Consider the following 20,894-nt stretch of genomic DNA (forward strand, 5'->3'; position numbering starts at 1 on the left):
GGTCTGAATGCGCCAAAGATGGCTTTACCTATCTGGGGTGATTGGATTGATGGCAGCTTTGTTGGTGGCCCTGCAGTTTGGCGGGGGACCCGAAGCGGAAGGCGAGGTTGGCGATGAAGTGCTTGCCGTTCCTTCGGGGCAGGTGATCACATTGTTGGACGTCATCCACGGACAACAAGGGGTCGACGGTTTGACGGTACGGTTCAGGTTTGTGGCCCCGGCGATTGGGGCAAGTGATAAGGCGCTGAAGTTTGAAGATGTTGAAGGTGATATGAAACATTTGTGTGAAACATACGCTGTCCCGCGAATTTCATCGCTGGGTCCAAAGCCATCGCAGATCGTGGTTTCATTATCGGATCGGCCCATGGCCTATGGTGCGACCGAACCGGAAGTCATCCAGTATTTCGAGGCCTACACGGTCGATGACGGCACCTGCCAGTGGGAGATGTTCTGATGCCTGCGTGTTTTGGTGCTGAAACAAAAGCATTTTCTGTTGTGGCAATGCCACGCAGGCCGCAATTTGCTGATTCTGCACAAGAAGTGTGTTCATTCCCAAAAAAACTCGTTATCTTTGCTATAGGTTGCGGAAACGCAGCCGATTTTATGGAACGTAAGGGGTTCAGTCCTCGCGACAGTAGAAGTAGGAGCTATACATGTCTAACAGCATCAAAGCAGTTGTTGCACTGGGTCTGGTTGTTCTGGTTGCCGCATGCGCACAACAAGAAGAGCCAGTCATGGTTGAAGAGCCGGTTATGGTTGAAGAGCCGAGCACAAAGTACTAATCAGTACTCATCGGGGCGGGCTTGGTCCGTCCCGATACTCCGCCTTTTTCAGAATTGGCGCCTAAGTCATCCCTCCGACATCGTTGAATGCTTTGAAAGCCCTTATCATAAAGGGGCTCTGTCATGTTGAAGCATCGAGGATTTCCCGGCCGTCTGCCCGGAACAGACTATCAATTTACAATTCGTAGACCGAACAAATCCGGGGCCGTTCCGCTGACCGCACGTGAACGCTATGCCGATCGCCGCCCGGCAGATCGCCGTGCCGATGTGGGGTTTCTGGACTGCCTGATTGATTACTTCGGCGATCAACCTTTTGAGCGTGGCAATCTGGATGCCGGGCGGTTGTCCTGGTTTTTCGGCCGCGAGGTTGTGGCCGCCGAAGATCCGTTTGATCCACAAAGTTATGAGGCATTGCTGCAGCTGGATCTGGAATGCATCCAACGCACCTTCCCGGAGCTGTTAAATGACTGAGGTCGGCAAAATTTTGCCCATCTTTCAAGGGAATGGGCAGAAAACAGCCGGGGAGCCCCGCGCTGTGATGCAGCCTATTGTTTACCCGCCCCATAATCACCAAGTTGGTATCAGGGCGACGATACAACAAGTCGCCGAGAAACGTCAGACACGTTACCCTATTCCTTCCCCTCACTGCCGGTTCGGTGGCTTTGCCGCTGAACCGGAATATCTTGGTTCCGGCCCATCGGCAAAGCTGTGCCGATCTGGTCGGGATGCTGATTCCCTTTTGCCGTGTGGTGCGCTATCCTTGAACAACGGGCATACACACCTGAACATTGAGGGATTTTTATCATGCAGATCAGAACAATCGCCATTCTTGCCGCCGCGACCATGTCGCTCTCGGCCTGTCTGGACAACGACTTGGAACGCGGCGCGGCGGGTGCTGCAGCGGGCGCGGTCGTTGCCGATGTTACCGGTGGCAGCGTTCTTACCGGCGCCATTGTCGGTGGTGCAGCGGGCGTCCTGTGCGACGACGCGGGCGTCTGCGAATAATTATCGCGGCCTAAACACCTATACTTGTAAGCCAGGGCGCGTCATGTTGTGCCTTGGCTATCCTGCGCCTAGGTTTGCCCTGAAACCGAGCCGCAATCCCCTAATCCCAAAAACAGAGACCGGTTTCCGGCATAACGGTGCAGACAAATGTCTGACCCGCCGTTTCCGCATGTTTTCTGCCAGCCCACAATTTGGTCAGCTCGCCTGATCCTGCATATCGAGGAAAAAAGATGTTCAAGAAAATCCTGATCGCCAACCGCGGGGAAATCGCATGCCGGGTCATCAAGTCGGCGCGCAAGATGGGCATTCAGACGGTGGCCATCTATTCTGATGCAGACCGCAATGCACTGCATGTGAAAATGGCTGATGAGGCTGTGCATGTCGGCCCGCCCCCTGCCAATCAAAGCTATATCGTCATTGAAAACGTGATGACGGCGATCCGCGAAACCGGGGCCGAGGCCGTGCATCCCGGATATGGCTTTCTAAGTGAAAACAAGCTCTTTGCTGAGGCGTTGGCCAAAGAGGGCGTTGCGTTTATCGGCCCGTCAGCCTCTGCTATTGAGGCGATGGGCGACAAGATCACGTCAAAGAAAATCGCACAGGAGGCTGATGTCTCGACCGTGCCCGGCTACATGGGCCTGATCGAGGATGCCGAAGAGGCGGTGAAGATTTCCAACGAGATCGGCTATCCGGTGATGATCAAGGCCTCTGCCGGCGGTGGCGGCAAAGGGATGCGCATCGCCTGGAACGACGATGAGGCACGCGAAGGGTTTCAATCGTCAAAGAACGAGGCCGCCAGTTCCTTTGGTGATGACCGTATCTTCATCGAAAAATTTGTGACTCAGCCACGCCATATTGAAATTCAGGTTTTGGCCGACCAGCACGGCAATGCGATCTATCTGGGTGAACGGGAATGCTCGATCCAGCGCCGAAACCAAAAGGTAATCGAAGAGGCCCCCAGCCCGTTTCTGGATGAGGCCACCCGCAAGGCGATGGGCGAACAGGCTGTCGCGCTGGCGCAGGCGGTGGATTATTCCAGCGCCGGAACAGTGGAATTCATCGTCGATGGCGACAAAAACTTCTATTTCCTGGAAATGAACACCCGCCTGCAGGTGGAACACCCTGTGACGGAACTGATCACCGGCGTCGATCTGGTCGAACAGATGATCCGGGTTGCGAATGGCGAAAAACTGACCATCGCGCAGGATGACGTGACCCTGAACGGCTGGGCGATGGAAAGCCGCCTTTACGCCGAAGATCCCTATCGCAACTTCTTGCCCTCTATCGGGCGCTTGACCCGTTATCGCCCCCCGGCAGAGGTGGCGATGGACACTTCCGTCGTGCGCAACGACACCGGTGTTTTTGAGGGCGGCGAGATCAGCATGTATTACGACCCGATGATCGCCAAGCTGTGTACCTGGGCCCCGACCCGCGCAGACGCGATTGAGGGCATGCGCAACGCGCTGGACGGGTTCGAGGTGGAAGGCATCGGTCACAACCTGCCTTTCCTGTCCGCCGTAATGGATCATCCAAAGTTCTGTTCGGGCGACATGACCACAGCCTTTATCGAAGAGGAATATCCCGAAGGATTCAACGGTGTCGAACTGGACCGGGATGCGTTGCAACGGATTGCGGCCTCTGCCGCGGCCATGCACCGGGTGGCAGAAATCCGACGCACTCGTGTGTCGGGCCGGATGGACAATCACGAACGCAAGGTTGGCGATGATTGGGTCGTCAGCCTGCAGGGCGAAAACTTTGCCGTCACGGTCGAGGCCGATCATGATGGATCGACTGTCTATTTCGATGATGGCCGCACCCATCGTGTGACATCAAATTGGACGCCGGGCGACCAACTGGCCGCATTGTTGGTGGACGGGGCGCCATTGGTCTTGAAGGTCGGTAAAGTCACCGGTGGTTTCCGGATGCGGTCCCGTGGCGCTGATCTGCGAGTTCAAGTGCGTACCCCGCGTCAGGTCGAACTGGCCGGCCATATGTTGGAAAAAGTCGCGCCCGATACCTCTAAAATGCTGCTCTGCCCGATGCCGGGCCTGATTGTGAAACTCAACGTCGAAGAGGGTGATGAAGTGCAGGAAGGTCAGGCGCTGTGCACGGTCGAGGCGATGAAGATGGAAAACATCCTGCGCGCCGAAAGAACTGGCGTCGTTGCCAAAATCAACGCGGCCGCCGGTGACAATCTGGCCGTTGACGAAGTGATCATGGAGTTCGAGTGAGCCACAAGCCCACATATCAAGGGCGGGATCATCCCCCCCCCGATGACAGTTCCTGCTGTCTGAGCGGCGTTTTGTCGATGGAGCGTGTGATTTCGCGGGCGTGCCACGGGAAGGGTTTGCGCAGCAGGATTGATCCGTCTTTTCCGACCAGCACCATCATGAACCCGCGCGGGCGAAACTCTTGCCGGATGTCGGTGCGGGCCTTTGGGTCGGTATCGGTCAGGACGATGACATCGCGTTCGATCAGCTCATCCGGGCGATCAATCAACAGGTCGATCTGTTCAATGAACCGGGGATCGTTGTCGGAATCGGCAAACACGATGATCAGCCGGGATTGCCACAGAAAATCATCTGTCGTGGCGTCCTCCGCCGGACGGATATCCAGAACAGGCGGTTCAGTGGCCCATGCCCCGAACCCCAGAAATATAAGGGCTAGCGTCGAAATGATGCGAGTCATCGGACCTCCTATCCTATGGAATATAAGCTGTTTTTCACGCGGTTCTACGGGGTTTGGGAAAATATTCAGTGCAGACCCGTCAAAGGACAGGTTTGCCCGCGACGATCAAAGGATGATGGGATGACCAAGACCAATGAAACCTGGGCGGCAATCGCCGAAAAGGAATTGCGTAACCGCGAACTTGCAGACCTGACCTGGGACACGCTGGAAGGCATCAAGGTCAAGCCGCTATACACGGCAGAAGATGCCGCCGATCTGCCGCATATGGGCGGTGTGCCGGGACAGGCGCCCTTTACCCGTGGGGTGAAGGCCACGATGTATGCGGGCCGTCCCTGGACCATCCGCCAGTATGCGGGGTTCTCGACAGCTGAGGAATCCAACAACTTTTACCGCAAGAACCTCGCTGCCGGGCAGCAGGGCGTATCTGTCGCCTTCGATCTGGCCACGCATCGGGGGTATGACAGCGACCATCCGCGTGTGGTGGGTGATGTGGGCAAGGCCGGTGTGGCGATTGATAGCGTCGAGGATATGAAAATCCTCTTTGACGGTATCCCGTTGGATAAGGTGTCGGTGTCGATGACCATGAACGGCGCGGTGATCCCGGTCCTGGCCAGTTTCATTGTGGCGGGCGAAGAGCAGGGCGTTGATCGCGGTCTGCTGTCGGGCACCATTCAGAACGACATTTTGAAAGAGTTCATGGTCCGCAACACTTATGTCTATCCGCCTGAACCTTCGATGCGGATCGTGGCCGATATCATCGAATACACGGCCAATGAGATGCCGAAGTTCAACTCCATCTCAATATCTGGCTATCACATGCAAGAGGCGGGCGCGAACCTGGTGCAGGAGCTGGCCTATACGCTGGCCGATGGGCGCGAATATGTACGTTCGGCGCTGGCGCGGGGTATGGATGTGGATAAATTCGCAGGCCGCCTGAGCTTCTTTTTCGCTATCGGCATGAATTTCTTCATGGAGGCCGCTAAGCTGCGCGCCGCGCGTCTGTTGTGGCACCGGGTGATGAGCGAGTTTGAACCGAAGAACCCGCGCTCCTCCATGTTGCGCACCCACTGCCAGACCTCGGGCGTTTCATTGCAGGAACAGGACCCTTACAACAACGTGATCCGCACGGCCTATGAGGCGATGAGCGCGGTTCTGGGCGGCACACAGTCGCTGCACACCAATGCCTTGGATGAGGCCATCGCCCTGCCCACCGAATTTTCCGCCCGCATCGCGCGGAATACCCAGCTGGTCTTGCAAGAGGAAACGGGTGTCACCAATGTCGTCGATCCGCTGGCGGGGTCCTATTACGTCGAGAGCCTGACCCATGAACTGGCAGAGGCCGCCTGGGCCCTGATGGAAGAGGTCGAGGAAATGGGCGGCATGACCAAGGCAGTGGCGTCGGGTATGCCGAAACTGCGCATTGAGGAGAGCGCCGCCCGTCGTCAGGCGATGGTGGACCGCGGTGAAGAAGTCGTCGTTGGTGTCAACAAATACAGGCTGGAAAAAGAGGGCGAGCTGGACATTCTGGATGTCGACAACCACGCCGTGCGCGAAGCGCAAGTCGCCCGCCTGAACGATATCCGCGCCACCCGCGATCAGGCTGCTTGTGACGCGGCCTTGTCAGAGATCACCCGCCGCTGCCGTGAAGGTGGCAACCTGTTGGAAGCCGCCGTTGCTGCGGCCCGCGCCCGCGCCTCTGTAGGAGAGATCAGTATGGCTATGGAAGATGAGTTTGGACGCCACCGCGCAGAGGTCAAGACGCTCGCAGGTGTCTACGGGGCGGCCTATGAAGGCGACGAAGGTTTTGCCGCGATCCAGAAATCGGTCGAGGAATTCGCCGAGGCAGAGGGCCGCCGCCCGCGCATGCTGGTGGTGAAAATGGGCCAGGACGGCCATGACCGGGGCGCCAAGGTGATCGCCACGGCCTTTGCCGATATCGGCTTCGATGTCGACGTGGGACCGCTGTTTCAGACCCCCGAAGAGGCCGCGCAGGATGCGGTGGACAATGACGTGCATGTTATCGGCGTCTCCACCCAGGCAGCAGGGCACAAGACATTGGCCCCGCATCTGATCCAGGCGCTGAAAGATCAGGACGCCGAGGATATCATCGTGATCTGCGGCGGGGTCATCCCGCAACAGGATTATGACTTCTTGAAAAAGGCCGGGGTGAAAGCGATCTTTGGACCGGGCACCAATATCCCGGATGCCGCGCAGGACATCCTGAAATTGATCCGTGAAACTCGTAGTGCATAAGATCCGTTTAACCCGACCATCTGGCGATGGTGTCTATGATATCTGGATCGGGACCTATGATGGCAATCAATGTAACGCGCGTCTGATCCTCGAATCCTTCTGATTTGTGACGAATTAAGTCTTGCGCATGGCGCGGTGCTGGGGTCAGCATCGCGCCATGTTGGTTTTGGATCACGTTGCAATTGTCGCCGAAACGTTGGACGCAGGGCAGGCTTGGGTCGAAGAGCGTTTGGGCGTTCAAACGGAACCCGGCGGTCAGCACCCGGTGATGGGCACCCATAACCGGCTGATGGGGTTGGAGGGCGGTGAATATCTGGAAGTGATCACCATCGACCCGTCACTCCCCGCGCCAGATCGCGCCCGCTGGTTCGGGTTGGATCAGGTCAGCGGCCTACCTCGTCTGGGAAACTGGATTTGCCGGTGTGCCGCGCTGAACGATATGCTGGCGATCTTACCCTGCAGGGTTGGTGAACCCGTCGCCTTATCTCGTGGGGACCTTAGCTGGCGGATGGCGGTGCCAAATGACGGGATATTGCCCTTTGACCAGACTTTCCCAGCTTTGATCGAATGGCAGTCCGGTGGGCATCCGGCAGAACGTTTGCGCCCAACCGGGTACCGTTTGACAGGGATTGGCATCCAGCATCCGCAGGCGGCGGAACTATCCGCCCTTTTGGCCCCGTATTTGTCCGACCCGCGCGTCACTTTTGCAAAAGGCGCGCCGCGACTTTTGGCCGAAATCACAACAGCACAGGGTAAGAAGGTGACCCTATGATTATACGTCCCGCAACGCCTGCCGACATTCCCGGCATTCTGGCCATCTGGAACCCGGTTATTGAAGGCCATATCGCAACCTTCAACAGCGCGCCCCACACGGTCGAGACCATCGCCGCGATGATCGAGGATAAGGCACAGCAACAGCATGCGTTCGTGGTGGCGGAACAGGGCGGCGCCATCATCGGCTTTGCTTTCTACGGGATGTTTCGCAATGGGATCGGGTATCGCTATTCCTTTGAACATTCGATTTATATTGCGCCACAGGCCAAGGGCGCGGGGCTGGGGCGGGTGTTGCTGGGTGTGATCGAAGACCACGCGCGCGGACAAAAGGGCCATTTGATGATTGCCGGGGTCAGCCATGAAAATCTGGATGGGATCAGGTTTCACCAGAAAATGGATTATGTCGAAGTCGCCCGCGTCCCAGAAGTAGGATGGAAGTTTGACCGTTGGCATGACCTTGTTGTAATGCAGAAAACTCTGTGACACTCCCTTACCGCCTGCAATTCAATCGGTTACCATAACACCATGTCGATCTGGACCCGCATATCCGCCGCGCTGGAGGCACTGGCCAAGGGCGAAAGCCTGAGCGCGGTGTTTGACCAGCTGCGCAGCCCGCCGGAACGCTCTGTTGCCTTTACCATCGCGGTTATTGCGCTGGGGGCCAAAATGGCCAAGGCGGACGGGCAAGTGACCCGCGATGAGGTCACGGCCTTCCGAGAGGTATTTCAGATCGCCCAAGAGGACGAGGCGCAGGCGGCCCGGGTCTTTAACCTAGCGCGTCAGGATGTGGCCGGGTTCGAGGATTACGCCCGTCGCATCGCCCGCATGTTCGAGGCTGAAGACCAGACCATGTGCTATCTGATGGAGGGGCTGTTTCACATCGCCATGGCAGATGGGGAATATCACCCCAATGAGGATGACTTCCTGCATCAGGTCTCTGATATCCTCGGCATGGACGATCTGACCTTTCGCAGCCTGCGCACCCGCTTCGTTCCGGATGCCGACCCCAACCCCTACGAAGTTTTGGGCGTAGCCCCAGAGATGGAACTGGCAGAGATCCGCAAAATCTGGCGGCAATTGATCCGCGATCATCACCCCGACCGCGTCATTGCCCGTGGCGTGCCCATAGAGGCTGTGAAACTGGCAGAGGATCGTCTGGTCGCCATCAATGCCGCCTGGGAGGAAATACAGCAAAGCCGGGCGGCATGAGGTTCGCCACCTATAACGTGGAATGGTTCGACGCGCTTTTTGATGACGCGGGCCATCTGCTGGATGATGGGGAATGGTCGGCGCGCTATAATGTGACACGTGCCGATCAACTGGCGGCGCTGGGTATCGTGTTTACCGCGCTGGATGCAGATGCGGTGATGGTGATCGAGGCGCCTGATACCAATGGCAAGCGATCAACCGTTCGGGCGCTCGAAACCTTTGCAACCCGCTATGGATTGCGGGCGAACAAGGCCGTGTCAGGCTTTGCCAACGACACCCAACAGGAAATCGCGCTGCTTTATGATCCAACGGTTCTAAGCGCACGCCATGATCCGCAAGGGGCATCGATCGGCACTCATGGGCCCACCCCGCGATTTGATGGTGTTTATCGGCTTGATCTGGATACGGATATGTCACCGGACAAGGTCAGCTGGTCCAAGCCGCCATTGGAACTCGCGGTCGAAACCGCATCCGGTGCCCAATTCCGCCTGATCGGGGTTCACGCCAAATCCAAGGCCCCGCATGGGGCCCGGAATGCCAAGGAGGCTATGCGCATTTCGATCGAAAACCGGCGCAAGCAATTGGCGCAATGCATCTGGCTGCGCAAACGGGTGGAGGAACACCTGGGCCAAGGCGACAGTCTAATGGTCATGGGCGATTTCAACGATGGCCCCGGTCTGGATGAGTATGAAAAGCTCTTTGGCCGGTCAGGGGTGGAGGTCGTGTTGGGCGAGGACGGCACTGATTGCCTGTTTGATCCCCACGCTCATCAGGCCTTGCTTCGCCGTGGGGGTGTGCAACCGGTCAGTGCGCGGTTTTACATCAGCAGCCAGAAACGCTATCTGTCGGCGCTTCTGGATTATATTATGGTGTCGACCGATCTACGTGCAAAGTCGCCGGGTTGGCGCATCTGGCACCCGTTTGATGATCCGGTTTGTTTTGAAACACCGGAACTGAAAGAGGCGTTACTGACAGCTTCTGATCATTTCCCGGTGACAATCGACATAGACTTGTGACTTAAAATTTGTGCGCTCTACGCCTATATTGCCTGCATGAAACCTTTTGCTCTTGTTCTCTGCGCCTTTTGCCTCAGCCTGACGCCCGCCGCCGCGCAGGACGATCCGCAAGACGACACGCAAGAGGGGCTCGACCTGATCGAAGAGGGCAGCAAACTGATCATGCGCCAGTTGATGGAGGGCATGGAAGATGCGCTGACCGAACTGGATCAGATGGCAGAGGATCTAAGCCCGGTGATGGAAGAACTGCGCGCCATGATTGGCGATCTGTCTGCTTATCACCTGCCCGAAGTTCTACCCAATGGTGACATTATCATCCGGCGGAAAATCCCGTTGATGGTCGAACCCCCTGGTCAGGATCCTGAGGCAGAGATTGATCTCTGAGCACCCGAATTCTCAGGCCTGCCTTTCGCCCGAAATGCCTTGGTGTGAATTGCCCCGCACTGGCGGGGCAAGAGGGGCAACGCCCCTGATTCAGCTATAACAACAACGTTTCGACCCGGGTCTCGGCCTTCATCGATCGGGCCAAAGAGGCAAGGCGCGTTTGTGCCACTTCGCCAAATAGGGGCGCGGCCCCGCTGGACAGTTTCAACAACAAAACCTGTTCTTTGGGGATGTATTTCAGTTCAGCCATGGCGGCCGGGTTTTCGACGGAAAACATCGCCCCGAACCGCATCGCCTTGCCCACGGTTTCGGCCAGCTGAATCTGATCGTCGCTCAGCAGGCCGAACAGGTTTTGAAACCGGCTGCCTTCGCGGCTGTTTTTATAGCGATGCAGCAGCGACAATCCCAAAAACACCCGTTCACGATGCCTGAGTCCGCCCAGATTGGCCCGGGTCACATTGTCAAAACACACCTCGGCCCGATAATCGGGATGGGCGCGCCACGTCACATCATGAAGCAGACAGGCCGCCTTGATCAGGCGGATCAGTTCTGGATCCCGATCCGGAAACAGCGGCTTGATGAAAGTGTAAAGCGCCTTGCCGAAACCAGGCAGGCGCGCGTCCTTTGCCTCGGAAAACCGACAAGCCTCCAGCAATGGGTCGCGGCGGCGCAAGCGATCCGGCATCAGCTCATACAGCAACCCCTCGCGGATACCATAAGACGACACCGCGATATCGCGGGGTTTATACACCTTGATCAACTCGTTCAGGACCAAGGTTGCATAAGGAACCAACGACATCCGGGCCATCGAGGTTCCGGTGCGGGCACTGAGCTCTTCCAGCTCGTATGCCCCCAGATAGTTTGACGTTGCTTCGACTGATTTGGTTGTCATGCGATATTCATGCAGGACCTTCAGTGGATAATCCCGTCGTTCCATGTCCAACCGGGCAAAGGCCCGCCACGATCCGCCCACCAGAAACAGGCGCCCGTGATCGGGGGGCAGTTCTTGCGCCAATTCTTTAACAATTCTGCGAATGTGCTTTTGCAACCCGCTTTGTCCACCTTTTACGGTTTTTAACCGCAGGGGCCCAAGTGGTGAGGTGACCCTACCGCCAACCTTGCCGTCGGATATGCTGGCGAGCTCCATCGAGGCGCCACCGATATCACAGATCAGACCCTCGGCATTGGGCCAGCCCAACAAGACGCCCTGTGCAGACAGGCGCGCCTCTTCCTGGCCATCAATGACGTGGATTACCAGACCGGTTTCTTTCAGAACCTGTTCGCAGAAATCCGCCCCGTCGACCGCTTCGCGGACTGCGGCGGTGGCTACGGCGGTCAAGGCGCCAGTATTCATGCCACGGGCCAAAAGTTGAAAGCGCCGGATCGCCTCCAGCGCGCGTTTGCGCCCCTCGGGGTTCAGATGACCTGTATCTGCCAAACCTTCGCCAAGGGCACACATGATCTTTTCGTTAAAGAAATAGGCGGGGCTGCGTGCGGCCCCGTCAAACACCACCAGACGGACAGAGTTCGATCCGATATCAACAACGCCGACACGGGCTAATGCACGGGCCGACGGGTCCTCGAAAATGGGGCGGTCAAACGGATCCCACGGATCTGTTGAAAGATGTTCCAGTGTGTCGCCTTGGCCGTCAGTCATTGCGTTTCTATTTCAGAATGGGTGAGTTGCGGAACATCCGATGCCCCGGCCGATCCGCGGCCAGACAGGGATGGGTTTTCCATGAAAAAGCGGTGGCAGTTAAACGGACGGTTGGTGCCGGAAATATCTGGTCGGGTAAAACTACCATCCGGGCCCATGATCCAGCTTTGGGCCTGATCGGCCAGATTAGCGGCCATGATTTGGCTGACGATCTGTGCCTTAACTGTTGGGTTGGTGGCCTCGACCAGGGTTTCGACACGGTGATCCATATTGCGCACCATCCAATCTGCCGATGACATGAACACCCGAGCCTTTTTCGAAGGCAACCCATGGCCGTTGCCGAAACACACAATGCGGGAATGTTCCAAAAAGCGTCCAACGATCGATTTGACGCGGATGTTTTCGGACAGGCCCTGAATGCCGGGGCGCAGGCCGCAGATCCCGCGCACGATCAGGTTGACTTTAACGCCCTTGCCGCTTGCGGCGTAAAGTGCGTCAATGATGTCTGGGTCGATTAGCGAATTCATCTTCGCCCAAATCTCTGCCGGTTTGCCATTTTCCGCGTGGGCCGCTTCGGCGTTGATCATTTCCAGCAGCTTGGGTTTCAGCGTGATCGGGGATATGGCGAGGTTTTCCAAAAATTCGGGCTGCGCATATCCCGACAGATAGTTAAAGACTCGCGTCGCATCACGCCCCAATGCCGCATCACAGGTAAAAAGCGACAGATCCGTGTAAACCCGCGCGGTGATCGGGTGATAGTTGCCAGTACCGTAATGGGTATAGGTGACAAGTTTGGTGCCCTCGCGCCGGACAACGGTCGAGATTTTGGCATGGGTTTTATAGTTCAGAAACCCATAGACCACATGTGCCCCGGCCCGTTCCAAATGCCGGGATTGCTGAATGTTTGCAGCTTCGTCAAAGCGCGCTTTCAACTCCACCAGCGCGGTGACGGATTTGCCAGCCTCTGCAGCCTCACATAGCGCCTCGACAATCGGGCTTTTATGCGATGTGCGATAAAGCGTCTGTTTGATGGCGACAACATCCGGGTCACGGGCCGCCTGGGTCAGAAACCGCACCACCATGTCAAAGGTTTCATAGGGGTGATGCAGCAGCATGTCCTTTTGCTGGATCGCGGCAAACATATCGCCGTCATGGTCCTGAACCCGTTCCGGCACCCGGGGTGTAAACGGCGGCCACAGCAGATCGTGGCGGCTGTCCAGAACCAGCTCTTTTAAATCCGCCACACCGATCAGCCCGTCAATTTCGACCACCTCGGTTTCCGTGGCGGGCAGTTCCTCCATGATCAACCGGCGCAGTTTTGCAGGCGCACCGGTTGACAGCTTCAATCGTATCACACGCCCCCGACGGCGCCGTTTCAGGGCGACCTCAAACTCGCGCACCAGATCTTCGGCCTCGTCCTCGACCTCCAGATCGCTGTCGCGCAGCACCCGAAAGTTACATGATCCCTTGGTTTTATACCCGGGGAACAGCGCGTTCAGGTGCAAAAGCAGCAGCTCCTCCAGCGGAAGGAAGCGGTCGCTGCCATTGTCCGAGGGCAGGGCGATGAACCGGTCAACCTGTTGTGGAACAGGCAGCAAGGCTTGCAGAGGCCTTTTGTCGGAAATCCGTTCCAGTTGCAGGGCCAAGGCAAAACCGGCATTGGGGATGAATGGAAACGGGTGCGCGGGATCGATCGCCAGCGGGGTCAAAATTGGGAAGACCTGCGATAGGAAATGCCCTTCCAGAAACACTTTGTCCGCGTCGGTCAGGTTGTCGCGGTTCAGAATGAAAATCTCTGACTGCTCCATCTCTTTTTGCAGATGTTCCCAGGTTTGCTGTTGGGTTTCCATCAGCTTGCGGGCATCGGCATTGATCAGGATCAGCTGTTGCGCCGCCGTCAGGCCATCCGCCGCCGGGGTTTGATTTCCGGCCTGCGCAAGTTCCCTTAAACCGGCAACGCGCACCGTGTAAAATTCATCCAGATTGGTAGCAGAGATCGACAAAAACCGCAGCCGTTCCAACAGCGGGACGCGCGGATTACGGGCCTCTTCCAGCACCCGCCAGTTAAAGGCCAGCCAGCTAAGCTCCCGATTGACAAAGCGTTTGGGCCCCTGAATGTCGGCCTGTGGCAACATCGTGGGTTCGGGGAATGGTGCTGTCAAAAAATCAGTCTGTACCATATCGCCCTTATTAATTGCCCACATGACATCTGCGTAACCGTTATGCGTTACCTTCATGGAGCTTGTCCAGAACTGCACGCGCCAAAGGGCGTGTTACTGCGCGGTTTTGGGTAAGGGCGGCACGGTCCAATTCCTCCACCAACTGACGGGCTGCGGCGAAACTGCGATCCATGCGGCGCAGCAGATATTCCACCAGATTGGGGGCCACCTGCAATTGCCGGTCGGCAAAAAGTTTTAGCATGACGACACCCAAAAGCTGCTCATCAGGGGCTGGAAGCTGCACCACCGACGTGCCCTGCATTCGGCTGGCCAGATCGGGCAGGGTAAGGCCCCAGTCGCGCGGTGCCGAACGCGCGGTCACCAGAAGTGGCAGCCGCCGTTCCAACATCACATTGTGCAGATGAAAGAGCGCGACCTCATCGTCTGGTCGCGCCGCGATCCGGTCGGCATCTTCGACCACGATCGGGGTCTGGGGGTCGGACATGTCTTGCCCGTGCAAATCGCTGGCGGACAGGATCCGCGCACCGGTTTCCGCGGCCCAAACATGGGCCAGATGAGTTTTGCCGCTGCCGTCTTCGCCGATCAGTAATTGCTTGGACAGGGGCCAATTATCAACCGCCGCCAATGTGGCCACGGCAACCGCGTTCCCGTCTGAGACAAAGAAATCCTCTCGTCCCAGCGCGGGCCTCGCCGGCAGGTCAAAAATCAACTGTTCTGCCATAGGACTATTCCGGATCTTGATCGCGGCCCGCAACGCCCAGATACAGCCGACCACGTTTATATTCGGCAACCAGAAAGCGGGTGATGACACCAATCGCGGCAGCAACCGGCACTGCCACCAACATGCCGACAAAGCCGAACAATGTGCCAAAGGCCGATAGGGCAAAGATCAGCCAGACCGGATGCAGACCCACGCTTGATCCCACCAGTTTGGGGGTGATCACATTGCCTTCCAACACCTGTCCGACAGCGAATATTCCCACCACCAGACCGATGGACCACCATTCGCCCCAGAACTGAAAGAGCGCGAGCCCGATCGCAAGCGCCCCACCAACCAGCGCACCGACATAGGGGATAAAGGTCAGCGCCCCTGCAATAAACCCGGCAACCAGCCCGAAATTCAGGCCAACCAACATCAGCGAAATGGCGTAAAACGTGCCCAGGATCAGGCACACGGTTCCCTGTCCGCGCAGGAAAGAGGCCATGGTCCGATCAATATCCGCGGCCACTTGGCGGATCATCGGGGCATGATCCCGCGGCAGCAGGCTGTCGATACGTGCGACCATCCGGTCCCAATCCAGCAACAGGTAAAATGCCACAACTGGCGTAATGACGAGTAAAACGATAACGTTCACGATGCTCAGCGCCGAATTGATCAACCCGTTCAGAAACTCACCGCCTTTGCCCTCAATCGCCTTGCCCAGACTGTCCAGCGATTGACGTAGCGAAGAGTTTTCATCCATCAATGCCGGAATCCGTTCCGTCAAAAAGGCTTGGAGCTTACCGAAGAGTTCCGGCGCCGCCCCGACCAGCGCAATCGATTGCTGGACCAATGTCGGCACAATCATCAGCGCCATGATGATAAAAATCAGCACGGCGACCAGAGTTATAATCGCGGTGGCCACGACGCGGGTGCATCCCATCCGTTCTAACCGGTCCGCGACCGGATCCAGAAAATAGGCAATCGCCCCGCCCAGCAAAAACGGCATGATCACCTGCCCCAGATACCACAGCGCCAGCAAAAACACCGCTGTCGCAATGCCCCAATATTTCATTTGATGCTGAACTGGTAACGCCATCTGATCCTCGTGCTTCGCCTGATTGTCTTGACCGAAGTTGCCCTGCGATGCAAGGCTTGAGGCCTGTCTTAGGTGGCGTCGCGGCGTGAGATGACATAGTCCTCTGGTGTGGTCTCATGGATGCCGGAAATGCGTTCACACCAGGTTTTCAGGATCATCGTGGTGGTCAGCGAGGCGACCTCTGGATGTCGGGCCAGCCGGTCGCGCAGCCCCTCGATAATGGTCTGATCAGCAGCCTCAACCAAAACCCGCATATCGGTCGACCCGGATGTGGACCAGCACGATACCAGCTCGCTCCAGCCAGCAATCGACGAAAACACCTTGCCACAGACATTGCGGCGCAGACGCAGGTCAAACAGTGCCCGCACGCCTTGGGGAACTTCGATGTCGGGGTGATCGATCTCGATGGTGAAACGGCGAATGATGCCCTTGGCGGACAGTTTGTCGATGTGATGGCGCACGGTCGGGCGGGACAATCCCACAATCGCGCCGATTTCGGTCAAGGACCGGCGGCTGTTTTCCCGAAGCAATTCCAGAATCTTTTTTTCCGTCGGATTCAGCATGAATCTTCCATTCTACCTGTGATTGATCATCTTATAGGTGTGTTTTTCTTCGAAACGAAGAAGAATCTTCAATTCGAAAGCCTGATCTTTTGTCAAAACTAGATCAGATTTCATCTTATCGAAATAGGGGCTGATAATATGCAAAAATTGTTAAAGCGTGAAGAAATTCCAAATTCTTTTGCCGGTTCTGACTGGCGTCGTATCTTGTTTTCAGAGTTTGAGGCTACTTTAACCAGTAAATCCAGACCATTTCCATGTGTTTTTGGCGTGACGGGATTTAAAGCCGACCAATTGCGGTTTGCGTTTCTTGATCCGTTCAACGCAGAGGAAATCGCGCCAGTGTTGCGCAGTTATCTGTCGCAGGCCCGCTAGTTCGGGCGCATGACCTCTCTGGTTTTGTTCGCCCGCCCTGGCCCGGTTCGCGGGATCGAGGATTATCGCAACAAGTTCTGGTCGATCCTGGATGATCTGGAACGACTGGACGACACCCCCCGCCCAACGGATATCGCCCGCGATCTGGACAGCGATAAATGGGAATTCTGCTTTGCCGGGGAGCCGATCTTTGTGGTTTGCAACACCCCTGCCCATGTTCTGCGCCAAAGCCGCCGGTCCACGGCCTTTATGATCACGTTCCAGCCGCGCTGGGTGTTTGACGGGATCATGGACAAGACTGATCCAGCACAGGCGCGGGCCCTTGATCTGGTTCGTGATCGGCTGGAAATGTTCGATGCCATCGATCCGGCCCCCTATCTGGGCCAGTTCGGTGATACCGAAAATCGTGAATTTCAACAGTATTTTCTGGGCGATAGCAACGAGACCCCAATATGCCCGTTCCATCAACTGGGCATCACCCCCGAAATTGAGAAAGATGACAAAGGAGAGGTCGCATGAGCCTGGACCACAGCACCATAGATGCCGATAACGACTTTCGGATTTTCACCACCCGGATTGACACAGCCGATCTGCGCCCATTGGTCGAACAGCTGTTGCCGGATCAGGGCTGTATCGAGGTGCAGCGCGATGTTCCGGGCAAGGAACACGCCTGGCATCATCACGATTCGGATGAAACATTGGTGATCCTGGATGGCACCGTTCGGTTTTACTGGGATCAGGGTGAACAGATTTGCGGCAAAGGCACGGTCATTTCCCTACCCGCCGGGATGCAGCACGGATCCATTGCCCTGGATCACGGGGCGACCTATCTGATCGCGTTCCATCAAGCGAGCTTGCCACGCCGTGACTGAGCTCAGGCAAACCTTAACCGTATGGCGCGGGACCGCGATGCTGTTGAACATTGTTCTGGGGGCAGGGTTATTAACCCTGCCCGGTCTTGCGGTGCAGGCCGCGGGGGATGGGGCATTTCTGATCTGGTTGGCCTGTGCAGCGGCGGCGGCGCCGCTCTTGATCATTTTTGCCGTATTGGGGCGCAAATATCCCAATTCCGGGGGTCTGGCCGCGATTCTGAAGCGCGCCTTTGGCGATTTCGGCTATGTGTCAGCGACGTTTCTGTTTCTGGGGGCGGTGATTTTTGGCCTGCCTGCGATCGCCCTGACGGGTGGCCACTATGCGGCGGCGATGCTGGGCCTGTCCCCGCATCTGTTGGCAGTGCTGCTGCTTTTGGCGGCGGTGGGTGTCAATCTGATCTCGGCGGAACGGGCGGCGCAGATCAACACCGTGCTGGCCTCGGTCCTATTGATCATTCTGGTGATGATCGCCGTGGTTGGTTGGACGATCACAAAACCCGACATCGGCGCGTTGATACCCGAACCAATCGATTTTCTGGAACGAAAGCTGTTTCTGGCCGGTTTCATGATGGTCTTTTTTGCCTTCACCGGGTGGGAGGTTGGCGCCAATTTGAGCGGAGAGTTCAAGAACCCTAACCGAAACGTGCCGCTGGCAATCTTACTGTCCTTTGCGATCGCGGTTGGGCTTTACGGCGTTCTCGCAGCGGTTGTTCAATCCGCCAACCTGTCTGGCATGTATGAGGCCCCGTTCGCCGCGATGTTCGGACAGGAATATGGGCCAGCGGGAACCATCGCGATCGGGTTGATATCGGTCCTGCTGATCTGGGCCAACCTGTCGGCGGCGATCTGGGCGGTGTCCCGGATGATCTGGTCTGCAGCACAAGAGGGATTGCTGCCCACCCCCATCGCCGATCTGCAAGGCGGCCTGCCGCGAAACGCCATTCGGCTGACGGTCAGTGCGCTTTTGCTGGTTCTGTGTGCGGCCTGGGCCGGATTGTTTGATCTGGGCGCCCTTTTGGCGACGGCAGGACAGAATTTTCTGATCTTATATGCCGCCGCAGCGCTGGTGCTGATGCGGCTGTCAGACCATATGGCAGCGCGATTGCTGGGGTCGATGGGGATGATCCTGGTTGTCGGGCTGATCGTGGCGCGCGGTGTGTCAGATGCCTGGTATCCGGCCATGCTGATCCTGGTGGCTGCCTTGTTAACATACGGAAAACGCTTTGGTAATTCTCTTGCTACGGAAACACGTTCATGACCACATATAACAATGTTGCAAAACTCCCCTTCGCCAGAAACGCGATAAAACCGCGGGGGACGCAGGAAGTTCTTCATCAGGTGTCATGCCTGAGCGAGGCGCAGCTTTCGGTGGTTGCCGCGTTTATTCGGCAAATTCTGCAATGTCATGACGCCGACATTGTTCAGACCTTTGTTGAATTGCGGCAGGACCCGCAGTTGGGCAGCCTTCTGGCCATCGCCAGCGATCTGGAGGATGAGGATCGTGATCAGCTGCTGTTCATCGCCGAAGAGATGTTTCGTCAGCAAAGCATCGATCGCGCATCCGCCTAATCAGGCGTTTGCAGACGAGGGTAACGGGGATCAGCGATAAAGTTGATCCTCCCCCGGGAAGCTGCGATTGCGCACCTCTTCGGCATAGTCTGATACGGCCTGTTCGATCATCGGACCCAGTTGGCCGTAGACCTTGACGAATTTTGGCGGGCGCTTGTTCAGGCCCAGCATATCCTCCAGCACCAAAATCTGACCGTCACAATCGGCAGAGGCCCCGATCCCGATCGTGGGAATGCCAATCTGCTTGGTGATCCGGGCAGCCAGAGGTTCTACCATCCCTTCCAGCACTACGGCAAAAGCACCGGCGTCCGACACGGCCTTGGCGTCGGCCTCATGCAGGGGCCAGCTGTCTTCCTCGCGACCTTGGGTCTTGAACCCGCCCATCACGTGGCTGGATTGCGGGGTCAGGCCGATATGCGCCATCACTGGGATGCCACGCTCAGTCAGGAAGCGGATGGTTTCGGCCATGCGCGCCCCACCTTCCAGCTTGACCGCGCCACATTGGGTTTCTTTCATGATCTTGGCGGCATTGCGAAAGGCCATATTCGGGCTTTCCTCATACGAGCCAAAGGGCATATCCACCACGACCAACGCGCGTTGGGTGCCACGCACCACCGCCTTGCCATGCATGATCATCAGATCGAGCGGCACGCCGACGGTCGAATCCATACCATGCATGACCATACCCAGGCTGTCGCCCACCAAAATGAAATCGGCATATTTGTCGACAATTGCCGCCGTATGGGCATGGTAAGAGGTGAGCGATACGATCGGCTCCCCTCCCTTGCGCGCGGCCAGTTGTGGGACTGTGATCCGGCGAATTTCTTTCTGTGCGGACATTTAACTCTCCTTTCCGGGGGAGGTAACACGCTGATCTATCAATAATATATCGCCAAACTCAGCGGAAATCATCAGGGCGATGGGGCGGGTGATAGCGCCGCTGACTTCTGTCAGGTCTTGGGCGGTGATATCAACCGCTTTCAGATTGGCACGGGGTTCAGATCGGATATGATCCTCGACGGCTTGTTTCAGCGCCTCAACCGTGGTGCCTTGGCGCACCAAGCCCTCCGCCAGCGCCAGTGACTGTGACAAGACAACCGCGGCGGCGCGATCTTCGGGTGTCAGCCGGACGTTGCGCGATGACATGGCCAAACCGTCCGCTTCGCGTTGGGTGGGCACGCCGATAATATCGATCCCCATGAACAGGTCACGAACCATCTGCCGGATCACCACCAATTGCTGATAATCCTTCTCGCCAAAACAGGCGGCATCAGGGCGGATGATGTTGAAAAGCTTGTTCACCACCGTGGTCACACCGCGAAAATGCCCGGGGCGCACCAGCCCGTGCAGCATATTGGCCAGTCGCGTGGTTTCAACGATGGTCTCTGCGCCATCGGGATAAATCGCGGACGGTTCCGGCGCAAAGACGGCCTTAACCCCGGCGGCGCGAAGCTGTGCCAGATCATCGTTAAGCGTGCGCGGGTATTTTTCCAGATCTTCGGGGTTTCCAAACTGGGTCGGGTTCACGAAAATCGTCGCCACCACATGGTCTGCATGATGTTTGGCATAGTTCACCAGTGCCATATGCCCGGCATGCAGCGCGCCCATTGTGGGCACCAATGCCACCCGCCCCCCATCAGACCGCAGATCGGCGACGGCGCGTTGAATTTCATCAATGCTGTGGCACAGCTGCATTCTGTGGCTCCGGTCGTTTGGCTCTGTATATCGCAAGTTTATGCTGCAACTGCAAAAAGATTTTACCCTTCTTGTC

At 57.1% G+C, this 20,894-nt stretch carries 22 protein-coding genes and 1 pseudogene; 15 read left to right on the forward strand and 8 right to left on the reverse strand.

All coding sequences use genetic code 11. From position 1 onward, the window contains the following. Nucleotides 1-7 precede the first annotated feature (7 nt). The 5 genes from AC2D8P_RS06650 (at nt 8) to AC2D8P_RS06670 (ending at nt 4,018) form a co-directional block, all read left to right on the forward strand. Entirely contained in the window at nt 8-454 is a 447-nt protein-coding gene (locus AC2D8P_RS06650; RefSeq protein WP_484701491.1) for a DUF6497 family protein, read from the forward strand. A gap of 199 nt (nt 455-653) precedes the next feature. Then, on the forward strand, nt 654-782 hold the full coding sequence (locus tag AC2D8P_RS06655; protein ID WP_484701492.1) for a hypothetical protein: 129 nt from the start codon (nt 654-656) through the stop codon (nt 780-782). Between the two features lie 123 nt (nt 783-905). After that, the gene (locus tag AC2D8P_RS06660; RefSeq protein ID WP_484701493.1) at nt 906-1,253 is read left to right on the forward strand and encodes a hypothetical protein; all 348 of its coding nucleotides are present in this window, start codon (nt 906-908) and stop codon (nt 1,251-1,253) included. Nucleotides 1,254-1,586: 333 nt separating this feature from the next. Beyond that, nucleotides 1,587-1,787 (forward strand): hypothetical protein, encoded by a 201-nt coding sequence (locus AC2D8P_RS06665; RefSeq protein WP_484701494.1) that lies wholly within the window; start codon nt 1,587-1,589, stop codon nt 1,785-1,787. Between the two features lie 230 nt (nt 1,788-2,017). Next, a complete protein-coding gene (locus AC2D8P_RS06670; protein ID WP_484701495.1) occupies nt 2,018-4,018 on the forward strand; it encodes an acetyl-CoA carboxylase biotin carboxylase subunit in 2,001 nt (666 codons plus the stop codon). 28 nt (nt 4,019-4,046) lie between these two features. Here AC2D8P_RS06670 and AC2D8P_RS06675 read toward each other — a convergent pair whose 3' ends face one another. Beyond that, nucleotides 4,047-4,475, reverse strand: a complete 429-nt coding sequence (locus tag AC2D8P_RS06675; protein WP_484701496.1) for a DUF4174 domain-containing protein — start codon at nt 4,473-4,475, stop codon at nt 4,047-4,049. A 120-nt stretch (nt 4,476-4,595) separates the two neighbouring features. Between AC2D8P_RS06675 and scpA the strand changes: the two genes are divergently transcribed. The 6 genes from scpA to AC2D8P_RS06705 all read left to right on the forward strand — a co-directional run bounded on the left by scpA (nt 4,596) and on the right by AC2D8P_RS06705 (nt 10,111). Beyond that, entirely contained in the window at nt 4,596-6,728 is a 2,133-nt protein-coding gene (gene scpA / locus AC2D8P_RS06680) for a methylmalonyl-CoA mutase (protein WP_484701497.1), read from the forward strand. 127 nt (nt 6,729-6,855) lie between these two features. Then, on the forward strand, nt 6,856-7,500 hold the full coding sequence (locus tag AC2D8P_RS06685) for a VOC family protein (RefSeq protein ID WP_484701498.1): 645 nt from the start codon (nt 6,856-6,858) through the stop codon (nt 7,498-7,500). Beyond that, the gene (locus AC2D8P_RS06690) at nt 7,497-7,985 is read left to right on the forward strand and encodes a GNAT family N-acetyltransferase (RefSeq protein WP_484701499.1); all 489 of its coding nucleotides are present in this window, start codon (nt 7,497-7,499) and stop codon (nt 7,983-7,985) included. Before AC2D8P_RS06685 ends, AC2D8P_RS06690 begins: the two co-directional genes overlap by 4 nt. Before the next feature lie 42 nt (nt 7,986-8,027). Further along, nucleotides 8,028-8,711: a TerB family tellurite resistance protein gene (locus tag AC2D8P_RS06695; RefSeq protein WP_484701500.1), complete on the forward strand. Its 684-nt coding sequence runs from the start codon at nt 8,028-8,030 to the stop codon at nt 8,709-8,711. Further along, nucleotides 8,708-9,727 (forward strand): endonuclease/exonuclease/phosphatase family protein, encoded by a 1,020-nt coding sequence (locus tag AC2D8P_RS06700; RefSeq protein ID WP_484701501.1) that lies wholly within the window; start codon nt 8,708-8,710, stop codon nt 9,725-9,727. Before AC2D8P_RS06695 ends, AC2D8P_RS06700 begins: the two co-directional genes overlap by 4 nt. 36 nt (nt 9,728-9,763) lie before the next feature. After that, nucleotides 9,764-10,111, forward strand: a complete 348-nt coding sequence (locus AC2D8P_RS06705; protein WP_484701502.1) for an AAA+ family ATPase — start codon at nt 9,764-9,766, stop codon at nt 10,109-10,111. A gap of 94 nt (nt 10,112-10,205) precedes the next feature. Here the strand turns inward: AC2D8P_RS06705 and AC2D8P_RS06710 are convergent, their stop codons facing one another. The 5 genes from AC2D8P_RS06710 to AC2D8P_RS06730 all read right to left on the reverse strand — a co-directional run bounded on the left by AC2D8P_RS06710 (nt 10,206) and on the right by AC2D8P_RS06730 (nt 16,310). Further along, nucleotides 10,206-11,768, reverse strand: a complete 1,563-nt coding sequence (locus AC2D8P_RS06710) for a Ppx/GppA family phosphatase (protein ID WP_484701503.1) — start codon at nt 11,766-11,768, stop codon at nt 10,206-10,208. Next, nucleotides 11,765-13,948: an RNA degradosome polyphosphate kinase gene (locus tag AC2D8P_RS06715; protein WP_484701504.1), complete on the reverse strand. Its 2,184-nt coding sequence runs from the start codon at nt 13,946-13,948 to the stop codon at nt 11,765-11,767. Before AC2D8P_RS06715 ends, AC2D8P_RS06710 begins: the two co-directional genes overlap by 4 nt. A 40-nt stretch (nt 13,949-13,988) precedes the next feature. After that, nucleotides 13,989-14,669: an HdaA/DnaA family protein gene (locus AC2D8P_RS06720; protein WP_484701505.1), complete on the reverse strand. Its 681-nt coding sequence runs from the start codon at nt 14,667-14,669 to the stop codon at nt 13,989-13,991. A 4-nt stretch (nt 14,670-14,673) separates the two neighbouring features. Continuing rightward, complete coding sequence (locus AC2D8P_RS06725; RefSeq protein WP_484701506.1) at nt 14,674-15,747, reverse strand: AI-2E family transporter; 1,074 nt, start codon at nt 15,745-15,747, stop codon at nt 14,674-14,676. Nucleotides 15,748-15,815: 68 nt separating this feature from the next. Further along, entirely contained in the window at nt 15,816-16,310 is a 495-nt protein-coding gene (locus AC2D8P_RS06730) for an Lrp/AsnC family transcriptional regulator (RefSeq protein ID WP_484701507.1), read from the reverse strand. A gap of 138 nt (nt 16,311-16,448) precedes the next feature. Here AC2D8P_RS06730 and AC2D8P_RS06735 point away from each other — a divergent pair. The 4 genes and pseudogenes from AC2D8P_RS06735 to AC2D8P_RS06750 all read left to right on the forward strand — a co-directional run bounded on the left by AC2D8P_RS06735 (nt 16,449) and on the right by AC2D8P_RS06750 (nt 19,123). Beyond that, nucleotides 16,449-17,201 (forward strand): annotated as a pseudogene (locus AC2D8P_RS06735) (YqcI/YcgG family protein). Continuing rightward, nucleotides 17,198-17,554 carry a cupin domain-containing protein gene (locus tag AC2D8P_RS06740; RefSeq protein WP_484701508.1) on the forward strand — a complete coding sequence of 119 codons (357 nt, stop codon included), beginning with the start codon at nt 17,198-17,200 and terminating at the stop codon, nt 17,552-17,554. The pseudogene AC2D8P_RS06735 and the gene AC2D8P_RS06740 overlap by 4 nt, the downstream one beginning before the upstream one ends. Beyond that, complete coding sequence (locus AC2D8P_RS06745; protein WP_484701509.1) at nt 17,547-18,812, forward strand: APC family permease; 1,266 nt, start codon at nt 17,547-17,549, stop codon at nt 18,810-18,812. Before AC2D8P_RS06740 ends, AC2D8P_RS06745 begins: the two co-directional genes overlap by 8 nt. Then, a complete protein-coding gene (locus AC2D8P_RS06750; protein WP_484701510.1) occupies nt 18,809-19,123 on the forward strand; it encodes a hypothetical protein in 315 nt (104 codons plus the stop codon). The genes AC2D8P_RS06745 and AC2D8P_RS06750 overlap by 4 nt, the downstream gene beginning before the upstream one ends. 30 nt (nt 19,124-19,153) lie before the next feature. Here AC2D8P_RS06750 and panB read toward each other — a convergent pair whose 3' ends face one another. Together panB and panC are read right to left on the reverse strand one after the other, a co-directional pair. Beyond that, nucleotides 19,154-19,963 carry a 3-methyl-2-oxobutanoate hydroxymethyltransferase gene (gene panB, locus AC2D8P_RS06755; RefSeq protein WP_484701511.1) on the reverse strand — a complete coding sequence of 270 codons (810 nt, stop codon included), beginning with the start codon at nt 19,961-19,963 and terminating at the stop codon, nt 19,154-19,156. Then, nucleotides 19,964-20,818, reverse strand: coding sequence for a pantoate--beta-alanine ligase (gene panC / locus AC2D8P_RS06760; RefSeq protein ID WP_484701512.1), 855 nt, complete (start codon nt 20,816-20,818; stop codon nt 19,964-19,966). Nucleotides 20,819-20,894 lie beyond the last annotated feature (76 nt).

This window comes from Roseovarius sp. YIN77 (genome assembly GCF_057219155.1).